This is a genomic window from Streptomyces sp. NPDC059398, from assembly GCF_042751845.1.
Lineage (GTDB): Bacteria > Actinomycetota > Actinomycetes > Streptomycetales > Streptomycetaceae > Streptomyces.
The window spans coordinates 193124-211133 of sequence record NZ_JBHYWP010000001.1; the positions used below are offsets into that span (position 1 = coordinate 193124).

Consider the following 18010-nt stretch of genomic DNA (forward strand, 5'->3'; position numbering starts at 1 on the left):
TCTCGGCTTTAGTCCACGGGCCCGGGCGGGTGGGCTGGCCGGGTTGTGCTCCCGCCCTCCTGGTTCAACACCAGGGGTGTTCCCCCGCCGTTTGGGGGGCGGGCCCGGGGGGGCCCCCCCACACCGGAGACGTGGCGTACGCGGAGAAGCGGTGTACGCGGAGAAGTCCAGCGAGCGCGGCGGGGGCGGCATGGCACTCGGATACAGCCGGCGCACCGGGGAACTGCCCCTGGAAGTCACCGGGTTCGTCGGACGCTCGGCCGAGCTCGACCGGATCCGTGAACTGGCGGCGCGGGCCAGGCTGGTGACCCTCGTCGGCCCCGGCGGGGTGGGCAAGAGCCGACTGGCCCTGCGCGCCGCACTCACCCTCGGGGCGAACTACCCGGACGGCGTCGTCCTGGCCGAACTCTCCTCGCTGCACGACCCCGAACTGCTGCCCCAGGCCGTGGCCGCCGCGCTGGGGCTGGCCGAGCAGTCCGGGCGGATGCTGCTCGACGTCGTGATGGAGCACCTACGGGAGCGCGCGCTGCTGCTCGTCCTGGACACCTGCGAACACCACCTCGACGCCTGTGCGTTCCTCGCCGATCTGCTGCTGCGCGAGGCCCCGGGTGTGACGGTGCTCGCCACCAGCCGTCAGCCGCTCGACGTCCCGGGTGAGCACACGCTGCACGTACCACCGCTGGCGTACGACGACGCGACGACGCTCTTCGAGCAGCGCGCGGCGGCCGTGGTGCCCGGCTTCCGTGTCCACGCGGGCAACCACCAGGACGTACTCGCGCTCTGCCGCCGCCTGGACGGCATCCCGCTCGCCATCGAGCTGGCCACCGTACGGCTCAGGGCCATCCCGCTCGACCAGCTGACCGCCCGGCTCGAACGCCGGTTCAAGGTGCTCACCGGTGGGCGCCGCAGCGCCGCGCTGCCCCGCCACCAGACGCTGCGCACCGCGATCGACTGGAGCCACGACCTGTGTTCGGCCGACGAACGGCTGCTCTGGGCACGGCTGTCGGTGTTCGCCGGGCCGTTCGATCTGACGGCCGTCGAAGAGGTCTGCTCGGGCGCCGGCCTGCCGCGCGACGAGATCCTCGAACACCTCATCGGTCTGGTCGACAAGTCGGTGGTCCTGCGGGAGGGCGACGACGGCTCCCGCTACCGGCTGCTCGACACCATCCGGGAGTACGGGGCGGACCGCTGCGCCGCTCTGGGCGACGAGCAGGAACGCTGCCGGGCCCGCCACCGCACCCACTACCTGGCCCGGGTCCAGCACTTCTACGAGACGGTGCTCACCTCCGAACAGGTCACGCTCTACTGGGAGTTGTACCGGGACATCGCTGATCTGCGCAGCGCACTCGACTACTCGCTCTCCCGGCCGGACGGCATCAGGCCCGGCCTGGAGATGGCGGCCAGGCTCTGGCCGTTCTGGGTGACGGCCGGGCTGTCCAAGGAGGGCCGCTACTGGCTGGGCAAGGGCATCGACGCCGACCCCGAGCCCTGCCGTGAACGCGCGCTCGCGATGCTCTGGCGCAGCCTGCTCGCCCTGGCGCAGGGGGATCTCGAACCGGCACTCGCCGGATTCGAGGCGACCCGCGAGGTGGCGGGACTGGCGGGATCGGAGCTGGACCTCGCCTTCGCCACCGGGTACACGGGCGGGGTCCGCTGGCTGCTCGGCGACCCCGAGACAGGACAGCGGCTGCTCGACGAAGCACTGGCCCGCCAGCACCGCATCAACGACCGGCTGGGGCTGGTCGTCTTCCACTACCAGAAGGGCTATATGCACGCGGTGCTGCGCGACTCGGCTGCCGCGGTGGAGGAGTGCGAGAAGGCGCTGCTGCTGCTCGGGGACGAGAGCGGCGAATGCATCATCAAGGGGCAGATCCTGGTCATCGAGGCCATCGCGGCCTGGGGCCGGGGCGAGCCCGCGGAGTGTGTCGCACTGGCCCGCTCCGGCCTGCAGCGCAGCCGCGAGGTCCGCGAGATGTTCGGCGCCGCGAACAGCCTGGAGCTGCTGGCCTGGGCCGCCGCCGACCTGGCCAGCCCCAGCAGGGCGGCCTGGCTGCTGGGCGCCGCCGAGGCGCTGTGGCGCAAGGTCGGCTCCCCGATGATGGGGGCCGCGGTGTACCTCGACGACCACGCACGGGTGGAGAGCGCGGTCCGCGCCGAACTGGGGGAGACCGAGTTCGCCCGGCTCTTCGCGCTGGGCGCCGAACTGACGCTGGACCGGGCGGTGGAGCTGGCCCTCATGGACGCGGACACCCCGGCCGCCACGCTCCCCGGGCAGCGTGGCTCGGCTCCGGGCGGCATGCTGACCCGCCGGGAGCGGCAGGTCGCCGCGCTGGTCTCCGAAGGGCTCACCAACCGGGAGATCTCCGAACAGCTGGTGATCTCCAAGCGCACGGCCGACGCCCACGTCGAACACATCCTGGCCAAGCTGGGCTTCTCGTCGCGCGCGCAGATCGCGGCGCTGGCCGGGCCGGCCGGGGAGATCGGGGCCGCTCCCGCTCCGGCCACGGAAGCGGCTCCGCAGGCGGAGTAGCCGGCCGGAGCGGGCACCGGCCCTGCACGCGGCACCGGCGCTGCATGCGGCACCAGCCCGCCGGGGAGAACCGGATACGTCCGGGGCACCGGACCGACCCGGTCCGGCGCCCCGTATCAGCCGCACCCGCATCCTCACGGGATGCCACACGGACGGCCCGGAGCACCACCTCTGCCCCGGAGTGACGCCCGTTCACCGCGCGACGGCCGTGCATGGTGCCGTCCGTCCGCGCATGGTGCCGTCCGTTCACGGAGCCGCCCGTGCACCGCGCTGTTCGCGCACCGCGCCGCCCGTGCGTCGCGCCGCCCGCGCACCGCGCCAACCGTGCACGGTCGCCGCCGCGCACCGCGCCGCCCGTCAGGGGCGCCGGTCGCTCTGGCCGCAGATCCAGGACAGCGCGTCGTACAGCCCGCGCGCGTAGTCGTCCGTGACACCGCGCTGCACCGCGTCCTCCAGCTGTACGGTCACCGCGTCCACCTCGGCGGTCAGCCGCCCGAGGTCAGGGGCGCCGCCGGTGATGCCGGTGGCCGGGGCCGCGTCCGCCCGGCCCAGGGCCCACCGGTAGCCGGTCAGTACTCCGCGTGAGAGGTCCGTCTGCGCGTCAGGAGCGGCCGTGCCCTCCACCTTCCGGCAGGCCGCCTCCACTTCGGCGCGGTACCTGGTACCCACGCGTTCGTCGTCGAATGGTTCTCTCTCCGGGGTGCTCATACCTCTGAGTGTGTCCGATTCCGTCGTGGTGATGTCTCCGCGGGGGCCTCCCGGGAACGGTTTCCGGCGCCGCGCCGTGCCCTGCGCCCGGTCAGACGGAGGACGCTTGTGCGGCGTCGAGGTGGCGGCTGAGGGATCGCCCGATGTGTGCGAGCGGCGCCGCCTGGGTCATCGCGTGATGGGTGCACGCGATGTCGTACGACTCGATCCGGCCGGTCACCCAGGGCCGCCACGCCTCCCCGGTGAGGGCCTGCGCCGACTTTCCCTGGGTGGCATGGAAGTACAGCACATCACCTTCGAACACGCCCTCCACGAAAGTCGGCTGGAGCCGGACCGAGTTGGTGAGGACCGACGTCATCGCCGCCACATGGTGCTCGGCGAGACCGGGATGCTCGGCGAGCGGTGCAGGGCGCCCGTTCCCGCCGTCGCCGCTGAGGATCGCGGCGACCTCGGTGGCGGTGAGCGCCGAGAGGCCGGGGCCCTGCGGGGTGTGCCCGGCCGCTTCCAGGAGCAGGGCGAGGGCCGCGCGGTCGTCCGGCAGCGACCGCAGCCGGCTGCGCGGGTCGATGGGGCGGGAGTCCAGCATGGCGAGCAGGGCCACCCGCTCACCCTGGTCCTGGAGGCGTACCGCGACCGCGTGCGACAGCGCACCGCCCAGGGACCAGCCCAGCAGGTGGTAGGGACCGGACGGCTGTACGGAGCGGATGTGCGCCACATAACCGGCGACCATCTCCTCGAAGGACACGGGCAGTTCTCCCGGCCCGGAGAGCCCCCGCGCCTGTAGCCCGTACACCGGCAGGTCGGCCGGGAGATGGCGGGGCAGGCCCGCATAGCACCAGCTCAGGCCCCCCGCCGGATGGACACAGAAGAGCGGCGGCCGGGATCCGCCGGTACGCAGTGGCAGCAGCATCGCGAAGGGGTCCTGCGCCGCGCCGCCGTCGAGCAGCCGGGCCAGTCCCGCCACCGTCGGCGCCTCGAAGACCGCACCGATGGAGAGGGCGGTGCCCAGCGAAGAGCGGATGCGGCCGGTGAGCCGGGCGGCCAGCAGCGAGTACCCGCCCAGCGCGAAGAAGTCGTCGTCGATGCTGACATCACCGACGCCCAGCACCTCGGTGAAGAGCGCGCAGAGCGTCTTCTCCTGCGCGCTGCGGGCGGGCCTCCCCGTCCGCTCGGCCACCGACTCCGGCGCCGGGAGCGCGGCCCGGTCGAGCTTGCCGTGCGGGGTGAGCGGCAACGTGCCGAGCAGCAGGTACGAGGCGGGGACCAGGTACCCGGGCAGCCGCTCCGTCGCCCAGGCCCGCAGCGCGGCGGGGTCCGGCTCCGCCGCGGGGCCCGGCTCGCCGCAGGCCACGATCCTCGGCCCCGGGACCGCCCGCGGCCCCGGCCGGCCCGCGGGCACCACATACGCGGCGAGGACCGGCTCCCCCTGCGCGGACTCGCGTACCGCGACCGCCGCGCGGGCCACCCCCGGATGGCGGGCGAGCACCGCCTCGATCTCACCGGGCTCGATCCGCAGCCCCCGCAGCGTGACCTGGTCGTCGGTGCGCCCCAGATACTCCAGCGAGCCCCCGTCGGTCCACCGCACCAGATCGCCGGTCCGGTACATCCGGCCGCCCGGGGCACCGAACGGATCAGCGAGGAAACGTTCGGCCGTCAGTCCGGGCCGGTTGAGGTAGCCGCGGGCCACCTGCGCGCCGGCCAGATGCAGTTCGCCGGGCACCCCGGGCGGTACCGGGTTACCCGCGGGGTCCAGCACATAGGCGCGGACGTTGTGCCCCGGCCGCCCGATGACCGGCAGATCGCCCTCAGCGTCCAGCCGGCAGTACACGGCGTCGACGGTGCACTCCGTCGGCCCGTAGTAGTTGTAGGCGACTGTGTCCCGGCACTCCCGCAGCGTCCGCCACAGCGCCTCGTCCAGCGGCTCGCCGCCGACCATGAGCAGCCGGGGCCGGTGCCCGCCGCCGGTGAGCAGACCGGCGGCGATCAGCTGGTGCAGATAGGAGGGGGTGACGTCCAGGAAGTCGATCCCGTACCGGTCCACGTACTGGACCAGCGCCGCCGGATCGAGCCGTACGGCATCCTCGATCACATGGAGCTCCTGGCCCGCCGCCAGGAAGAGCGGACCCTCCCACGCGGTGTCGAACGTGAAGGTCGCGGTCAGCGCGGACCGCAGCGGCCGGCCCGCCGACTCGGCCGCAGGGGCGATCAGTTCGCTGTGGTGGTCGGCGCACAGGTTGCTCAGCGAGCGGTGCTCGACCACGACGCCCTTGGGCGCCCCGGTCGATCCCGACGTATAGCTCACATACGCCGGGTGGTGCGCCAGCAGCGGGGCGCGGCGGTCGCTGTCGCGGGGATCGCCGTCCGGCCCGGTGGCCAGTGCGCCGACGGTGGAGGGGCAGTCGATCAGCAGCGCGGGCACGGTGGCGGGCAGCGCCGGGGCGCAGGCGGTCGTGGTGATGACGCAGAGCGGTCCCGCGTCGGCGAGCAGGTACCGGATGCGCTCGGCGGGGTGCTCCGGGTCCACCGGCACACATGCCGCACCCGCCTTGAGCACGGCCAGCAGCGCGACCGGGTAGTCGGCGGTGCGCGGCAGCGCCAGCGCGACGAAGGTCTCGGGGCCCGCACCGCGCGAGATCAGCAGCCGGGCCAGCCGGTTGGCGCGCCGGTTCAGTTCACCGTACGAGAGGGAGCCGGCGCCGCACACCACGGCGGTCGCCTCCGGCGCACGGCGGGCACGGTCCTCGAACATCGTCGTCAGGGTGGCGGCGGGCACCGGGCGGGCGGTCCCGTTCCAGCCGTGCACCACCAGGTGCCGCTCGTCGGCGGAGAGCAGCCCGATCTCCGCGAAGGGCCGGTCCGGGTCCGCCGTGGCGAGCGTGTCGAGCAGCCCGAGGAACCGGCGGTGGTGGGCTGCCGTGACCTCCGCGCCGTACAGGGCGGGATCCGCGTTGAAGTCGATCCGCAGCGAGCCGTCCGCGGGACGGTCGTACACATTCACGCCGAGCCCGGTCACCGGGCCGTTGGAGAGGTTGTGCAGGACGGCCGGGTGCCGGCCGAACGTCAGCTGAGGGTCGTATCCCATGATGTTGATCCCCCAGTCGCCCAGATACCCGTCGGCCGGGACCCCGCCGAGGTCCTTGACGAGGTACGGCGCCGGGTAGCGCTGGTGGCGCAGCAGCCCACGCGCCTGCCGTGCGGTGTGGCGCACCAGTTCGGAGACGGTCGCGCCCGGCTCGGGGCGTACCGCCAGCGGGAGCACGTTGGCCAGCATCACCGGGACCGTACGGGCCACCGCTCCGGTGCGGCCGGTCACCGTCAGATCGAGTGAGACCTCGTCCTGCCCGCTCAGCCGGTGCACATACAGCGCCAGCGCCGCCATCGCGACCGACGGCAGACCGGTCCTCGCCCGCCGGGCCAGCGCCCGCAGCCCGGCGGCCGCCGGGGCGCCGACCGGGCCGCTCTCCCGCACGAAGCGGGGCGGGACGGACTTCAGCAGCCGGCCCGACGCCTTGGGCGCCATGGGGCGGCCGGCGAGCTGCGTGGCCCAGTACTCCCGGTCCGCGGCGAACCGCTCCGACGCGAGGTACGCGGCCTCGTCGGCCAGCAGTTCCTCCAGCGAACCCCAGGAGGAGCCGGGCGGGGGCCCGCCGGACTCCAGCGCGGAGTAGAGCCCGGCCACCCGCTGGATGAAGAGCGAGAAGCCGTAACCGTCGAGCGCGATGTGGTGCACGCTGATGTAGAGCAGGAAGCAGTCGTCGGCGGTCCTGAGCACCGCGAAGGTGAAGAGCGGAGGGTGCCCGAGGTCCAGCGGGCACCGCATGTCCTCCCACATCCAGGCGTGCGCCGCGCTCCACGGGTCGTCGGCGCCGCGCAGATCCACCAGCGGCAGCCGCCACCGCGGCGCCGGTCCGATGTGCTGCCAGATGCGGCCCTCGTCGTCGGTCCCGAACCCGGCCCGCAGCGCCTCCGTCTCGCCGACGGCCACGCTCAGGGACTCCTCCAGCAGCGCGAGGTCGAGCGGGCCCCGGATCTCGACGAACTCGGCCGCGCGGTAGTTGGGGTTCTCCGCGTCCAGCTCCTGGGAGAACCACATCCCCGTCTGTGCGGCGGTCAGCGGCAAGCGACCGTTCCGGCTGCCGGACTTCCTGTTCATGCGTGCCGTCTCCTGACGCAGGTGCTTGGTCTCTGCAGGTGCTTGTGTGTCTACGGGTGCTTGGTGTCTACGGGTGCTTGGTCTCTACGGGCCATCAGGGCCAACGAGCGTCACCGGACAGGTGTATTGGTCCGGGGCGAAACTCTTTGGGACGGGTGTTCCAGAACGGGCCGCGCGCCGGGCGGCCCGCAGGCCCCCGTCCCGTACCAAGACTTGGCCTGCGCTTTACGAGAAGGGCTGCAACCGCGCTCCCCGTACAGATGTCTCTAGATGTGTTGTGTCCAGCGGGAAGTGATGTGAGCGGAGCATGAGCATGGGCCGGGTCAAGGGCAGCATAGGAATCGCACTGCTGGTCAGCGCGGTGCTGGCGGGCACGAGCGCCTGTGGGGGCAACGCCTCGGCCTCCGCGTCGGGCGACTCGGCGAACGGCGCTTCGGCCAAGGCGTCGGCGAGCGCGCACCCGTCACCGACCCACCCGTCGGGCCCGCCCATGCTCCTTGAGACGATCGCCCCCAAGACCGGTACGACCGTCGGCGTCGCGATGCCGATCTCGGTGGTCTTCACCAATCCGGTGGCCACTTCGGCCCGTGCGAAGGTCGAGAAGCACCTCAAGGTCACCGCGTCCGAGCCGGTCGCCGGTGCCTGGCACTGGTTCAGCAGCACCCGCGCCGACTGGCGGCCCGAGAAGTACTGGCACCCCGGCACCAAGGTGACGCTGGACGCGGACCTGGAGGACGTCGGCAACGGCAACGGCCGTTACGGTACGCACAATTACCAGCACAAGTTCACCATCGGTGACGACGTCGAGGCCACCGCTTCGGTCCCCGGCCACTCGATGAAGGTGACGCGCGACGGCAAGACGGTCCGCACCCTCCCGATCGACGCGGGCAGCCCCAGCTTCCCCTCCTGGGACGGCACGATGGCCGTGATGGACAAGGCCAAGAAGGTCCACATGACCTCGTGCAGCGTCGGCATCAGCTGCACCAAGGGCAGCCCCGACTTCTACGACCTGACGCTGCCGTGGGATGTGCACCTCACCAACTCGGGCACGTACATCCACTACTCGACCGGCGACCCCTACCCGGGCCACAGCTACGGCTCGCACGGCTGTGTGCATCTGTCGCTCGCCGACTCCAAGTGGTTCTACGACTTCGTCAAGCAGGGCGACCCGATCACCATCACCGGCTCCCCGCGCGGCAAGGCCGCCGGTGACAACGGCTACGCCGACTTCAACCTCTCCTGGGACCAGTGGCTGAAGGACAGCGCCACCGGGCAGCAGACGACGGCCACCGGCTGACCCGGCCGCCCGGACTCCGCCCCGGCCCCGGGGCGCCGATTGTGCGCCGCGCCGCGATCTGCGCCATGGTGAGGTGCTGAGGGGCCCGGCACCGGGCCGGGGCCGAGCGGAGGAGTGGCGCGCTGATGAGCGAAGAGACGGCGGCGTCCGGGGCGGGGCACGGCGGGCTCCCGCTCCCGGGGGCCCGGATGCGGCCCAGGGACCCCGGCGAGGCACACCGGGCCTCCACCCCGCTGGAGCTCTTCTTCGATCTGTGCTTCGTGGTCGCGGTGTCCCAGGCGGGCAGGCATCTGGTGCACGCCCTTGCCGAAGGACACCCGGGGCACGGCATCGCCGGCTATCTGACGGTGTTCTTCGCGATCTGGTGGGCCTGGGTCAACTTCTCCTGGTTCGCGTCCGCGTACGACACGGACGACGTGCTCTACCGGGTCGCCACCCTGGTCCAGATCGCCGGGGTGCTGGTCCTCGCCGCCGGGGTCCCACGCGCCTTCGAGCACGCCGACTACGCGGTCGCGATCGTCGGTTACCTGATCATGCGGGTCGTACTGACGCTCCAGTGGATCCGGGCGGCGCGCGGCGAGACGGGCGGCGCCAGGACCACGGCCCTGCGGTACGCGGCCGGGCTCGTGGTCGTCCAGGCCGGCTGGGTCGTCCTTCTGCTGCTGCCCCAGGCGGCGTGGAAGTGGGGCTTCCTGCCCATGGTCGTGGCCGAGCTGGCGGTCCCGGCGTTCGCCGAGCGCCACCGGCGCACCCGGTGGCATCCGCACCACATCGCCGAGCGTTACGGGCTCTTCACCATCATCGTGCTCGGGGAGACCGTGGCCGCCGCCACGGTCGCGGTGCAGTCGGCGCTGGACGAGTCGGCCGCGCTCGGTGAACTGCTGCCGATCGCCGCGGGCGGTCTCGTCATCGTCTTCGGCGCGTACTGGATCTACTTCGCGGTGCCCATCCACGAGCATCTGGCCTCCAACCGGCGGCCGTTCCTCTGGGGTTACGGCCACTACCTGGTCTTCGCGTCGGCCGCCGCGATCGGCTCGGGCATCGAGGTCGCCGTCGAGCAGGTGACCGGCCACACGGACATCCCGGCGGTCGCGGCAGCGGCGGCGGCCACCGTGCCCACCGCGCTCTTCCTGCTCACGGTCTCGCTGCTGCACACGCGCCATTTCAAACGGGGCGCGGCCCAGCAGGCGGTCCTCCCGGTCAGCGTGCCGCTGGTGCTCGCGACCACCTTCGCCGGTCACTGGGCGGTGCCGCTGGCCGGTCTCGTCGTCGCGGTCACCGTCGCTGTGGGCATCACGCTGGCGCACCGGACGCCGGATGAGACGGGCGCCGTCGTCTGACGCGCTGCCGGGAGCCCGGCGCCCGTGCCCGCCGCCGGCCCCGAGTCACGGGTCACGCGGGGTCAGGGGTCACACGGGGCCGGCGGCCGGTATCCCACACGCCGCACGTACGGCGTGTACCTTCTCCAGTGCCTGGAGATGTCCGCCGTCCCGGGCGCAGCGTTCGGCCCGGTCCAGCAGCGCTGCCGGCCCCTCGCCGTCGGCGGTCTCCGCACGCACCGAGGCCAGGGCGGCGAGCGCGAACGCCAGGGCCGTCCCGCCGAACGGCTCGGCCACGGAAACCGCCGCCCGTGCCAGCCGCCCGGCCTCCTCCCGCTCACCCAGCATCAGATGCAGCTCCGCCAGGTTCGCGCGCTCGAAGGAGGTCGCGGTCGGGCGCCCGCCCTGCTCGGCGAGGGCCAGGGCCCGCGCCCCGTGGCGCAGCGCCTCGCGCGGACGGCCCGTACGGCGGGCGTTCTCCCGTGACACGGACAGGACATGCGCGAGCAGCGCCGTATCGCCCGACTCCTCTGCCAGCACCCGCGCGCGTTCCGCCACCACACCGGCGTGCACCATATCCCCCAACAGGCCGCTGCACACGGCCTGCTGGGCGAGCGCGCGCACGCGCAGCGCCACCGCCTCCCCGCTCCCGCCCGCATCGGCGCCGGTGGGCCGCGGCGCCGCCTGGTCAGCACAGCGCTCGGCCTCCCGCGCGGACACCAGCCCCTCGGCGTAGTCACCGGTGTACGCCAGAACCCTGGCGGTGGCCATGTGGTGCGCGGCCCGTGCGAGAGGTGGCGTACGGTCTTCCGGAGCGTGCGTACGGAGTACGGTCACGGCATGCGCGGGCCCCTCGCCGCCCGTGCGCGCCAGCGCCTCGGCGAGCCGCGCGGCGACCCGTACGCAGTCGTCCCGGCGTCCCTGCCCCGCGTACAGCTCCAGGGCCTCGCGCAGGACACGCACCGCGTCCGCGTAGCGGCCCGAACGGTCCAGCGCCAGCGCCCAGTCCAGCCGGATGCGCGCGGTGTCGTCTGCCTGATGCCCGCCGCCGCCCGTCCGCGCCGCCAGCGCGGCGGCCACCTGGCCGCGCAGCTCCGCCATCCGCTCACGGCACGGCTCGGCCCAGGCGGCGTAGCGGTCCTCGGGGAGTACCTCGCCCGCGCACGCCCACGCGGCGGCCCGCAGTGCGGGAACCTCGCCCGCCTCCCGCGCGCGCCGGGCCAGCAGCCCGGCCGTGTCGACATCGACCCGGACCGTGTCGGGCGCGAGGCGCAGCAGCGGGCCGTCGGCGACGAGATAGGACGAGGCGGCCCGGGGCGCGAGTTCGGGCTCCAGCGCGTGCCGTGCGGCGTGCAGGGCGACGCGCAGACTGCGCAGGGCCGAGGGGAGTTCCGCGTGCGGCCAGCACACCGCCATCACGTCCTCACGGTGCAACTGGTGCCCCGGCGTCACGGCGAGCAGCTTCACCAGGGTGCGGGCCCCCGGCCGTGGCCAGTGGGCGAGGGGCTGTGGCACCGCTCCCTCGCGTGTGGCGTCGAACCCACCCAGCAGACGGATACGCAGCAGCCCCATAAATCCGTCACCCTAGCCGCGCCGGCCCCGGGCCTGCCCATGTGTCCATGGCCGCGGACGGGAGGCCATGCGGGGTTACGCGGTTGTTACTGGCCGAATCCCGCCGTCGTGCGCCCCAGGCAGGCGGGGTGTCGGAGCAGGGTCCCGTCATTCCGGTGCACCGCGTTGCCCACGGGGGAGCCGACCGCACAGGATGAGCGCCGCCCCACCACACCACAGCCCCCGGGAGTAACCCATGAAGCGCTCGCACGCCCTCGCCGCCGGTGTCCTCCTGCTCATCTCGGGCAGCGCCGCAGCGGCCCAGGCCGCCGACTCGTCCGACGCACCCGCCAGAACCACGGGACACACTGTCTCCGCTGCCCGTTGGTGCGAGCACCAGGGCGGGCACGACGTCACACGTGTTCCCTACTACGTCACTTCGGGCGGCAAGCTCAGTCCACTGGGCGGGGAACGCGAGATGTGCGTGTTCAAGGACACGACGAAGAAGACAGAGATCATGATCTCCGCCGACTCGCTCGCCGCGAAGAAGCCGACTCTCGCCGCCCTCGCCTACGTACGCAAGCCGGCCGGCCCTTCCAGCCCCGGCAACCCCGCCGTCGCCTACTGCCAGGGCATCAATGGCACCGCCATGTTCGGCAACAGGCCCACTGACGCGGGCGGTTGGGGCCCGAAGGGAGCGACGAGCACCGATCAGGTCAGGGGAGCATGCATGTTCGCGGACGGGTCCGTGATCGACGCATGGGGACTCAAGTACCACCAGGGCGGGGTGATCCGGGGCGCCGACCTCACGAAGAAGTTCCGCGCCGACATGCCCTGACCACCGGCGGTCCGTGGAGGACTGCTGACAGCCCGTACGCACGCGGGCAGCCGGGGTATCACCTACCCGGCTGCCTCGTCGGGGGGCCTCGCGAGACCCGTCACCAGATGTCGCACCGCCGGGCGCCAGGAGGTCTGGAACGCTGCGCTGCCGCGGCCTTAATGAGGTAACACCCCCGCAGGCGCGGGGAAGACTTCTCCTTGATGAGGCGGGCCGCGTACGGCCAGGGACCACCCCCGCAGGCGCGGGGAAGACTTCTTTACCCATGCGACTGACGGTAGCGCGCAGGGACCACCCCCGCAGGCGCGGGGAAGACTCGAACGAGCCGCTTCGGGTGCCGGACACCAGGGGACCACCCCCGCAGGCGCGGGGAAGACCCCCACCACCTGGTCCCCAGCCCCGAGCCCGAGGGACCACCCCCGCAGGCGCGGGGAAGACTACTGCATCACCCCACGGCACCGCGAACCGATGGGACCACCCCCGCAGGCGCGGGGAAGACAGTCCGTGACCAGCGGATTTACAGCGCGAGACTACTGTTTTTACTTACTTCTTCAAGGTCGGGCATTCTGATCCAAACTGGTCTCTTTTGGATGGCTCCGATAGCTGGCTTCTGGCTTACCGGCTTCCGAATCGGCGTCGTTTCGCGGCCTTGCTCCAGCCTTGTGCGGGTGGCGTGGCGGGCTTCGATTCAGGGGTGCGGGATCCTGGGGCGGGCCGGTGGATCAGCGTAACGCCCTCGTGGTCTGTGGGGTGCCAGGCGTGGTCATGGGTCTTGAAGGTGAAGCCCTGTTCGTTGTTGGTCTGGTAGGCGAGTAGTGCTCTGCCTTTGCCCGAGTACTGACGGACTTCGTCCCAGAGGATGTCGCGGACGCGTGCGGTCGGGGCGCCGAGAAAGACACCGGGGGAGATCTCCAGCAACCAGCGGGTGAGGAGACCCCGCAGCCCTGCTGGGCAGCTGGCAAGGACGATGACGGTCACCAGATTGACTCGTCACCGTGGTTGCGGCCGCCCTCAACGGTACGGTTTCCATCGGATTGGAGAGTCACCCGGTCCTGGTTGTCCGTCGTGTCACGGGTTCCGTCGTAACCGAGCAGATTCTTGATGTCCTTGACGCAGCGATCGAGTAGGCCAGTCTGGTTGATGCGGTCGCGGAGGGCTCTGCGAGTGCGTGAGGCGACATCGAGTTCGCCCTCTGCGGCTGCGTCGAATGCAGCCGGGATCGCGACGTCGGTCTTGTACAGATCGGCCACGTCCAGAACGAATGAACGCTCATGCCCCGAATGGACAAAGCCCAGGGCCGGTGAGCAGCCAAGGGCTGAGACGACGGCATGGGCGATGCCGTACATGCACTGGGCGGCGGCGGTGACGCCCTGGTTGGGAGCATCTCCGGCGGAGAAGTCGTCCCGGTTGTACTCCCGGCGCAGCCAGGGGACTCCGGTGCGGGCAGATTCACGGCGGTAGCACTCCTTGAGGCGCCGGCCTTCCATGCCCAGGAGGTCTTGCCGTGTGCGGCCGGTGGTGTCCTCGCCGGGAAACCGCAGCTTGTACATGGACCGGGCCACGTCGAGGCGGGTGCGGCGGTTGGCCCAGGCCGTGGTGTGTGCCTCCGCGAGGGCGGAGGAGCGTGTCAGGGCTCGTCCGCCGGCGTAGAAGCGTACGCCGTGCTCGCCCACCCAGGCCACGGAGGCGCCGCACTCGCCGAGTACGGACATGGCTTGATGGGTCACCCGCGTGCCGGGGCCGAGAAGGAGCGTGCCGATCGTTGCCGAGGGGATGTGTGTCACCCCGTTGGCGTCGGTCGCGGTGATTGCATTGTCCTCGCGGTGGACAGCGCAGCGCTCCAGGTAGATGAAGGACATACGGTCTCCCACCCGCGGCAGTTCACGGGGTGTGGACGCGCCTCGCCGGCTTACGGTGCTCATCGGTCACTTCACCGGGGCGAGCGTCATCAGCCCGCAGCCGTAGGCCTTCGCTTTTCCCAGACCGTGAGTGAGGGTGTTGCGGAAGACGGCGGGGTCGGTGACCCTCAGCCGTCCGTCGAAGGTGACTCGGGTGATCCGTACATCCTGCGCCGGCCGCTTGGCGGGCGGGCGGTGGAACTGGAGCGGCACCTGGTTGTGCACGATCACTTCGTGCTCGTCGCCGTACTCCGTGAGCCGGCGGTCGGCGGCTTTCCGTACGATCTCGAAGCCGGACTGCTCCTGGCGGGCCAGAAGCCAGGCCAGTTGGTGGCGGGGTGTGCGATGGGCGGCGCGTTTGGTGTCTGTGCCCGGTTTGTCCGAGGCATTGCGGACATTGTGGACCGGGTTCGCGGTGAGGCGGAAGCCCCACGTGTCGCCCGCAGCGAGAGCATTGAGGAATTCTTCGTACGCGTACGTCGTCCATCCCGGTTCGTCGAGGGTCGGCCAGCCGGCCTGCTCCACCAGATGGGTCAGGTCGGGTCGCCTGGGACTCACGATGAACAGCTGCGCCTTGGCCTGCTGATCACGGTCGATCCGCCACAGGACTCTGGGCCCACCACCGTCCCGCGGGGGCAGGTCGGGGAACGCCATGTTCACGGCGCCGTGCATGAGATGCGGCGAACCGATCAGTCGACGGCCCCCGGAGCGACCAGTGTTGACGGGAAAGCGGGTCAGGTACATCAGATGGTCCTAGAAGGTGCGTCGGGGGACTGTGTCGTCCTCGCAGAGTCGGTGGCCGTGCGGGAATGAGGCAGGGGTGTGAGCCCCCACGTGGGGTCGTGCGGCGGTGTCGTGGTCCCGAGCGGCCGGGGTGCCTGTTCGCTCCGGATGCCGCGTAGTTCGTACCGGCGGTGGCGTTGGTCGAAACTGACCGGGGAGTCCCGCAGCGACATGTCGGGGGTTTCGCCCGCCGGGCAGTCCAGCAGCAGATCCAGTGTCTCCGGCACCTCGGTCCGGGGGGTGCTCCTGGTCGATCGCTCAAGTTGCCGTATGTACCAAGGGGATGCCTGCCATTCGGCGCCGCGGAGGGCCTCGGGGAGGGAGGTGTCCAGCGGCGGTCCCATGGTGATGGGCCGGGACGGCGGGCAGGAGCGGCGCCCGAGATAGGGCAGGAAGCGCGGGGTGAGCAGCGCGTCGTGCAACTCCTGGAGCAGTGCGGCTTCACCTTCTACACCGGCGACGAACGCTGCGTCAGAGAGATAGAAGCGCTCGGACAGCGGCATGGCCCTGCCTGAGTCTGCGTGGTGGGCGGTTTGGAAGTCTCTTAGGCGGGAGCCCGGTTGATCGATGCGTACGCCGAAACGCAGCGCAGCGAGATCGGAGACGTCGGACTCCCGGGTACGGCCGAGGGCGGCTGCGAGAAGGCCGACGACTCCGCTCTTCGTGGGTGCGTTCTCGGTGCTGCGGCGGGCGAAGCGAGCCGCAGCACCCCAGGACTGGAGGGGGCCGACGAGCCGGAGCAGCAGGACACTCATACCCCCGTCACCAGCCGGTTCGCTACGGTGTTCTCCACATCCTTCACCAGTTCGGCGAGCGTTACTGCTGTGCCGAGGCATTCAAGGCTCTTGGTCGCTTCACCGACGCGGACAACCCAGCTCGGCTCCGTGTCCGAGATGCCGTACTGCTTCTCCAGATCCGGAACGTAGGCCGCGAGACGCTTGCAGCCTTCGCGGAGGAAGCCGCCCTCCTCACCCTGACGTACCGGTTCCTCGAAGGCTCCGACGAAGCTGACCGGTCGGCGGGTGCGGAGCTTGACGATGACGGCGGCAGGCAGTGTGTGGTTACCGAAGGTGTTGATCTTCCCGCTGGGCAGTGAGGTGATGAAGCCTTCCAGGAAGGCGCCCACCGCTTTCTGAGTCGGTGTGGTGGGGGCCTCGTCCTCTTGCAGGCCGACGCCGAGGTTCGCGTGCAGTTCGTCGACGTCCACGGCGGCGTAACGGTAGAGCGTGGCCGAGTTGAAGTCGATGGAACCGATCATTCCGGCGCCGGTCTCAGCGGCGGTGTTCTTGTCGTCGACAGCGGTGTAGTAGTCCGATTCGATTTCGGACTTGTGAATGCTGAGGGCGTGGGCGACCTGAGTGGCTGCGTCAACATTGAGGTCGGTGGAGTCGGCCACCATCCGGCCGAAGAGGGCGATGTCCACGGAGTGCCGGGTATCGACCGCACCCACGGCCTTTGCCTTGTTCTTCTTCAGGTACTCCTTCAGTTTTTTTGCGTCACCGCCCGAACTGCCCTCGATGGCCAAGGCAGCCAGCGCGTCGAGCTGACGCTTGCTGAGGAAGATCAGATAGCCGGATTCCGGTGCTTCGGCCTTGGCATCGGCGTCCGCCGGGTCATTCTTCGACGACTTACGGACGCGGGCATCGATTTTCGCCCCTGTGGCGGTCCGCACCGTCTCGGCGGCCAATCCCCACGCCACCTCGGGGGCCAGCGAGCTGTCCAGCCCCTTGATCCGCTCGGCCACCGCCTCGGCGACCTTTCTGGTCCGCACCCCCAGCTCGGAGGCCGGCAGCAACTCGTTGAATGTCTTACGGGTGGCCCTCTTCCACGCCTGACTGGATACGCGGGCACGCCGCACCCCTCCGTACACCGCCGATTTGGGTGTACCTGTGTCGTCGCGGTTCAGATTGCTCGGAGGGACGGACTGCAGGATGTGAATGTCGAGGATGGTTCGCGTCACCGGGGTATTCCGTTCTTGTGCTGGGCGGAGAGCCGTGGGCGGTATGGATGACGGATAGGGGAGGGGATGGGGCGAGGGGGCCTGGTTCAGTCGCTGAGGCCGTACTCGCCCAACAGGTTCACTTCGTGGTCCTCGTCGGCGCCGGGGGCTGAACTCTCGCCGGCGGCTGTCTCGGCCGGGCGTGAGGAAGATTCGTAGGACAGATGGAATTCGCGGCCCCAGGCGCGGCGGATACCGGGTCTCAGGCTTTCGTCCTGCCACGCGTACAGCTGCTGAGCGAGCCGTCCGTAGTCGACGGGGATTCTGGAGGCCCTCAGGAGCAGTACGAGTTCGCGCAGCCGGACGCTGAGGGCGTCGAAGGAGTTGGAGGTACCGATTCGGATGAACCGCTTGCGAAGCGTCTCGCTGAGGTCCTCGTCCCCGCGCGTGCTGGGCTCGCCTTCGTCGGACGAAGGGTCTCCCCCCTTCGCCGCGGGTTCCGTTCCGGACTCGCCCCTCGCCAGGCGCCGGACCGCACGTCCCAGACTCCAGCCGTAGGCGTGCATGTCGGCTTCCCGTACGGACTGTTGGTGCAGAGCCCACAGCGTTACCGCGAGGTGGACCGCGCTCTCCTCCGCGAGTTCGCGGCGCTCGCCTCTGAGACGTTCGTCGGCAGAGAAGAACTTCAGGGCCGTGTCATCGTGTTCTGTTGTCCCGGACTCTTCGCGTACTTGGGCGAGTTCCTCCAGACCGTCGATGCCCCAGGTGTCGGGAGAGTCGTGCGGCGGGCGGCCGACGCCGCGTCGCAGGCGTGCCAGTGTTGCTACGGCTGCGGCACTGTTCCTGCGGTACGGATTCTGTAGCCGGTTGATACAACGGACCGTGGCACGGAGCGGGATGCTCGGGGGCGTCCGGTGTCCGGTGTCCGGGCCGGAGTTCGCGCCTCCGCCGGTTTCGGCCCGCGCGGCGGGTTGAGTGGTCATGCGGGGCCTCC

Annotated in this window: 13 protein-coding genes and 1 CRISPR repeat array; of the genes, 4 read left to right on the forward strand and 9 right to left on the reverse strand. The window is 71.1% G+C overall.

All coding sequences use genetic code 11. The features are described from left to right. Positions 1 to 151 precede the first annotated feature (151 nt). Positions 152 to 2530 carry an ATP-binding protein gene (locus ACFXBC_RS00910; protein ID WP_385016907.1) on the forward strand — a complete coding sequence of 793 codons (2379 nt, stop codon included), beginning with the start codon at positions 152 to 154 and terminating at the stop codon, positions 2528 to 2530. A 357-nt stretch (positions 2531 to 2887) separates the two neighbouring features. On the opposite strand, the gene ACFXBC_RS00915 is transcribed toward ACFXBC_RS00910, so the two are convergent. Together ACFXBC_RS00915 and ACFXBC_RS00920 are read right to left on the reverse strand one after the other, a co-directional pair. Further along, on the reverse strand, positions 2888 to 3238 hold the full coding sequence (locus ACFXBC_RS00915) for a hypothetical protein (protein ID WP_385016910.1): 351 nt from the start codon (positions 3236 to 3238) through the stop codon (positions 2888 to 2890). A gap of 91 nt (positions 3239 to 3329) precedes the next feature. Beyond that, a complete protein-coding gene (locus tag ACFXBC_RS00920; protein ID WP_385016913.1) occupies positions 3330 to 7391 on the reverse strand; it encodes an amino acid adenylation domain-containing protein in 4062 nt (1353 codons plus the stop codon). Positions 7392 to 7704: 313 nt separating this feature from the next. Between ACFXBC_RS00920 and ACFXBC_RS00925 the strand changes: the two genes are divergently transcribed. Together ACFXBC_RS00925 and ACFXBC_RS00930 are read left to right on the forward strand one after the other, a co-directional pair. After that, positions 7705 to 8688, forward strand: coding sequence for an Ig-like domain-containing protein (locus ACFXBC_RS00925; RefSeq protein ID WP_385017085.1), 984 nt, complete (start codon positions 7705 to 7707; stop codon positions 8686 to 8688). A gap of 125 nt (positions 8689 to 8813) precedes the next feature. Further along, positions 8814 to 10028: a low temperature requirement protein A gene (locus ACFXBC_RS00930; protein WP_385016916.1), complete on the forward strand. Its 1215-nt coding sequence runs from the start codon at positions 8814 to 8816 to the stop codon at positions 10026 to 10028. Positions 10029 to 10097: 69 nt separating this feature from the next. Here ACFXBC_RS00930 and ACFXBC_RS00935 read toward each other — a convergent pair whose 3' ends face one another. After that, the gene (locus ACFXBC_RS00935) at positions 10098 to 11579 is read right to left on the reverse strand and encodes a hypothetical protein (RefSeq protein WP_385016919.1); all 1482 of its coding nucleotides are present in this window, start codon (positions 11577 to 11579) and stop codon (positions 10098 to 10100) included. Between the two features lie 235 nt (positions 11580 to 11814). On the opposite strand from ACFXBC_RS00935, the gene ACFXBC_RS00940 reads away from it, so the two are divergent. Then, on the forward strand, positions 11815 to 12396 hold the full coding sequence (locus ACFXBC_RS00940) for a hypothetical protein (protein ID WP_385016922.1): 582 nt from the start codon (positions 11815 to 11817) through the stop codon (positions 12394 to 12396). A 165-nt stretch (positions 12397 to 12561) separates the two neighbouring features. Then, positions 12562 to 12895: a CRISPR direct-repeat array (repeat unit 29 nt; unit sequence GGGACCACCCCCGCAGGCGCGGGGAAGAC). Between the two features lie 116 nt (positions 12896 to 13011). Here the strand turns inward: ACFXBC_RS00940 and cas2e are convergent. The 6 genes from cas2e to casB all read right to left on the reverse strand — a co-directional run bounded on the left by cas2e (position 13012) and on the right by casB (position 17999). Then, positions 13012 to 13374 carry a type I-E CRISPR-associated endoribonuclease Cas2e gene (cas2e, locus tag ACFXBC_RS00945; protein ID WP_385016924.1) on the reverse strand — a complete coding sequence of 121 codons (363 nt, stop codon included), beginning with the start codon at positions 13372 to 13374 and terminating at the stop codon, positions 13012 to 13014. Beyond that, positions 13371 to 14318, reverse strand: a complete 948-nt coding sequence (gene cas1e, locus ACFXBC_RS00950; RefSeq protein WP_385016927.1) for a type I-E CRISPR-associated endonuclease Cas1e — start codon at positions 14316 to 14318, stop codon at positions 13371 to 13373. Before cas1e ends, cas2e begins: the two co-directional genes overlap by 4 nt. A 3-nt stretch (positions 14319 to 14321) precedes the next feature. Then, positions 14322 to 15038, reverse strand: a complete 717-nt coding sequence (gene cas6e, locus ACFXBC_RS00955) for a type I-E CRISPR-associated protein Cas6/Cse3/CasE (RefSeq protein ID WP_385016930.1) — start codon at positions 15036 to 15038, stop codon at positions 14322 to 14324. Continuing rightward, a complete protein-coding gene (cas5e, locus tag ACFXBC_RS00960) occupies positions 15038 to 15832 on the reverse strand; it encodes a type I-E CRISPR-associated protein Cas5/CasD (protein ID WP_385016933.1) in 795 nt (264 codons plus the stop codon). Before cas5e ends, cas6e begins: the two co-directional genes overlap by 1 nt. Beyond that, positions 15829 to 17037 carry a type I-E CRISPR-associated protein Cas7/Cse4/CasC gene (cas7e, locus tag ACFXBC_RS00965; protein WP_385016936.1) on the reverse strand — a complete coding sequence of 403 codons (1209 nt, stop codon included), beginning with the start codon at positions 17035 to 17037 and terminating at the stop codon, positions 15829 to 15831. Before cas7e ends, cas5e begins: the two co-directional genes overlap by 4 nt. A gap of 86 nt (positions 17038 to 17123) precedes the next feature. Continuing rightward, positions 17124 to 17999 carry a type I-E CRISPR-associated protein Cse2/CasB gene (gene casB / locus ACFXBC_RS00970; protein WP_385016939.1) on the reverse strand — a complete coding sequence of 292 codons (876 nt, stop codon included), beginning with the start codon at positions 17997 to 17999 and terminating at the stop codon, positions 17124 to 17126. Positions 18000 to 18010: the final 11 nt, after the last annotated feature.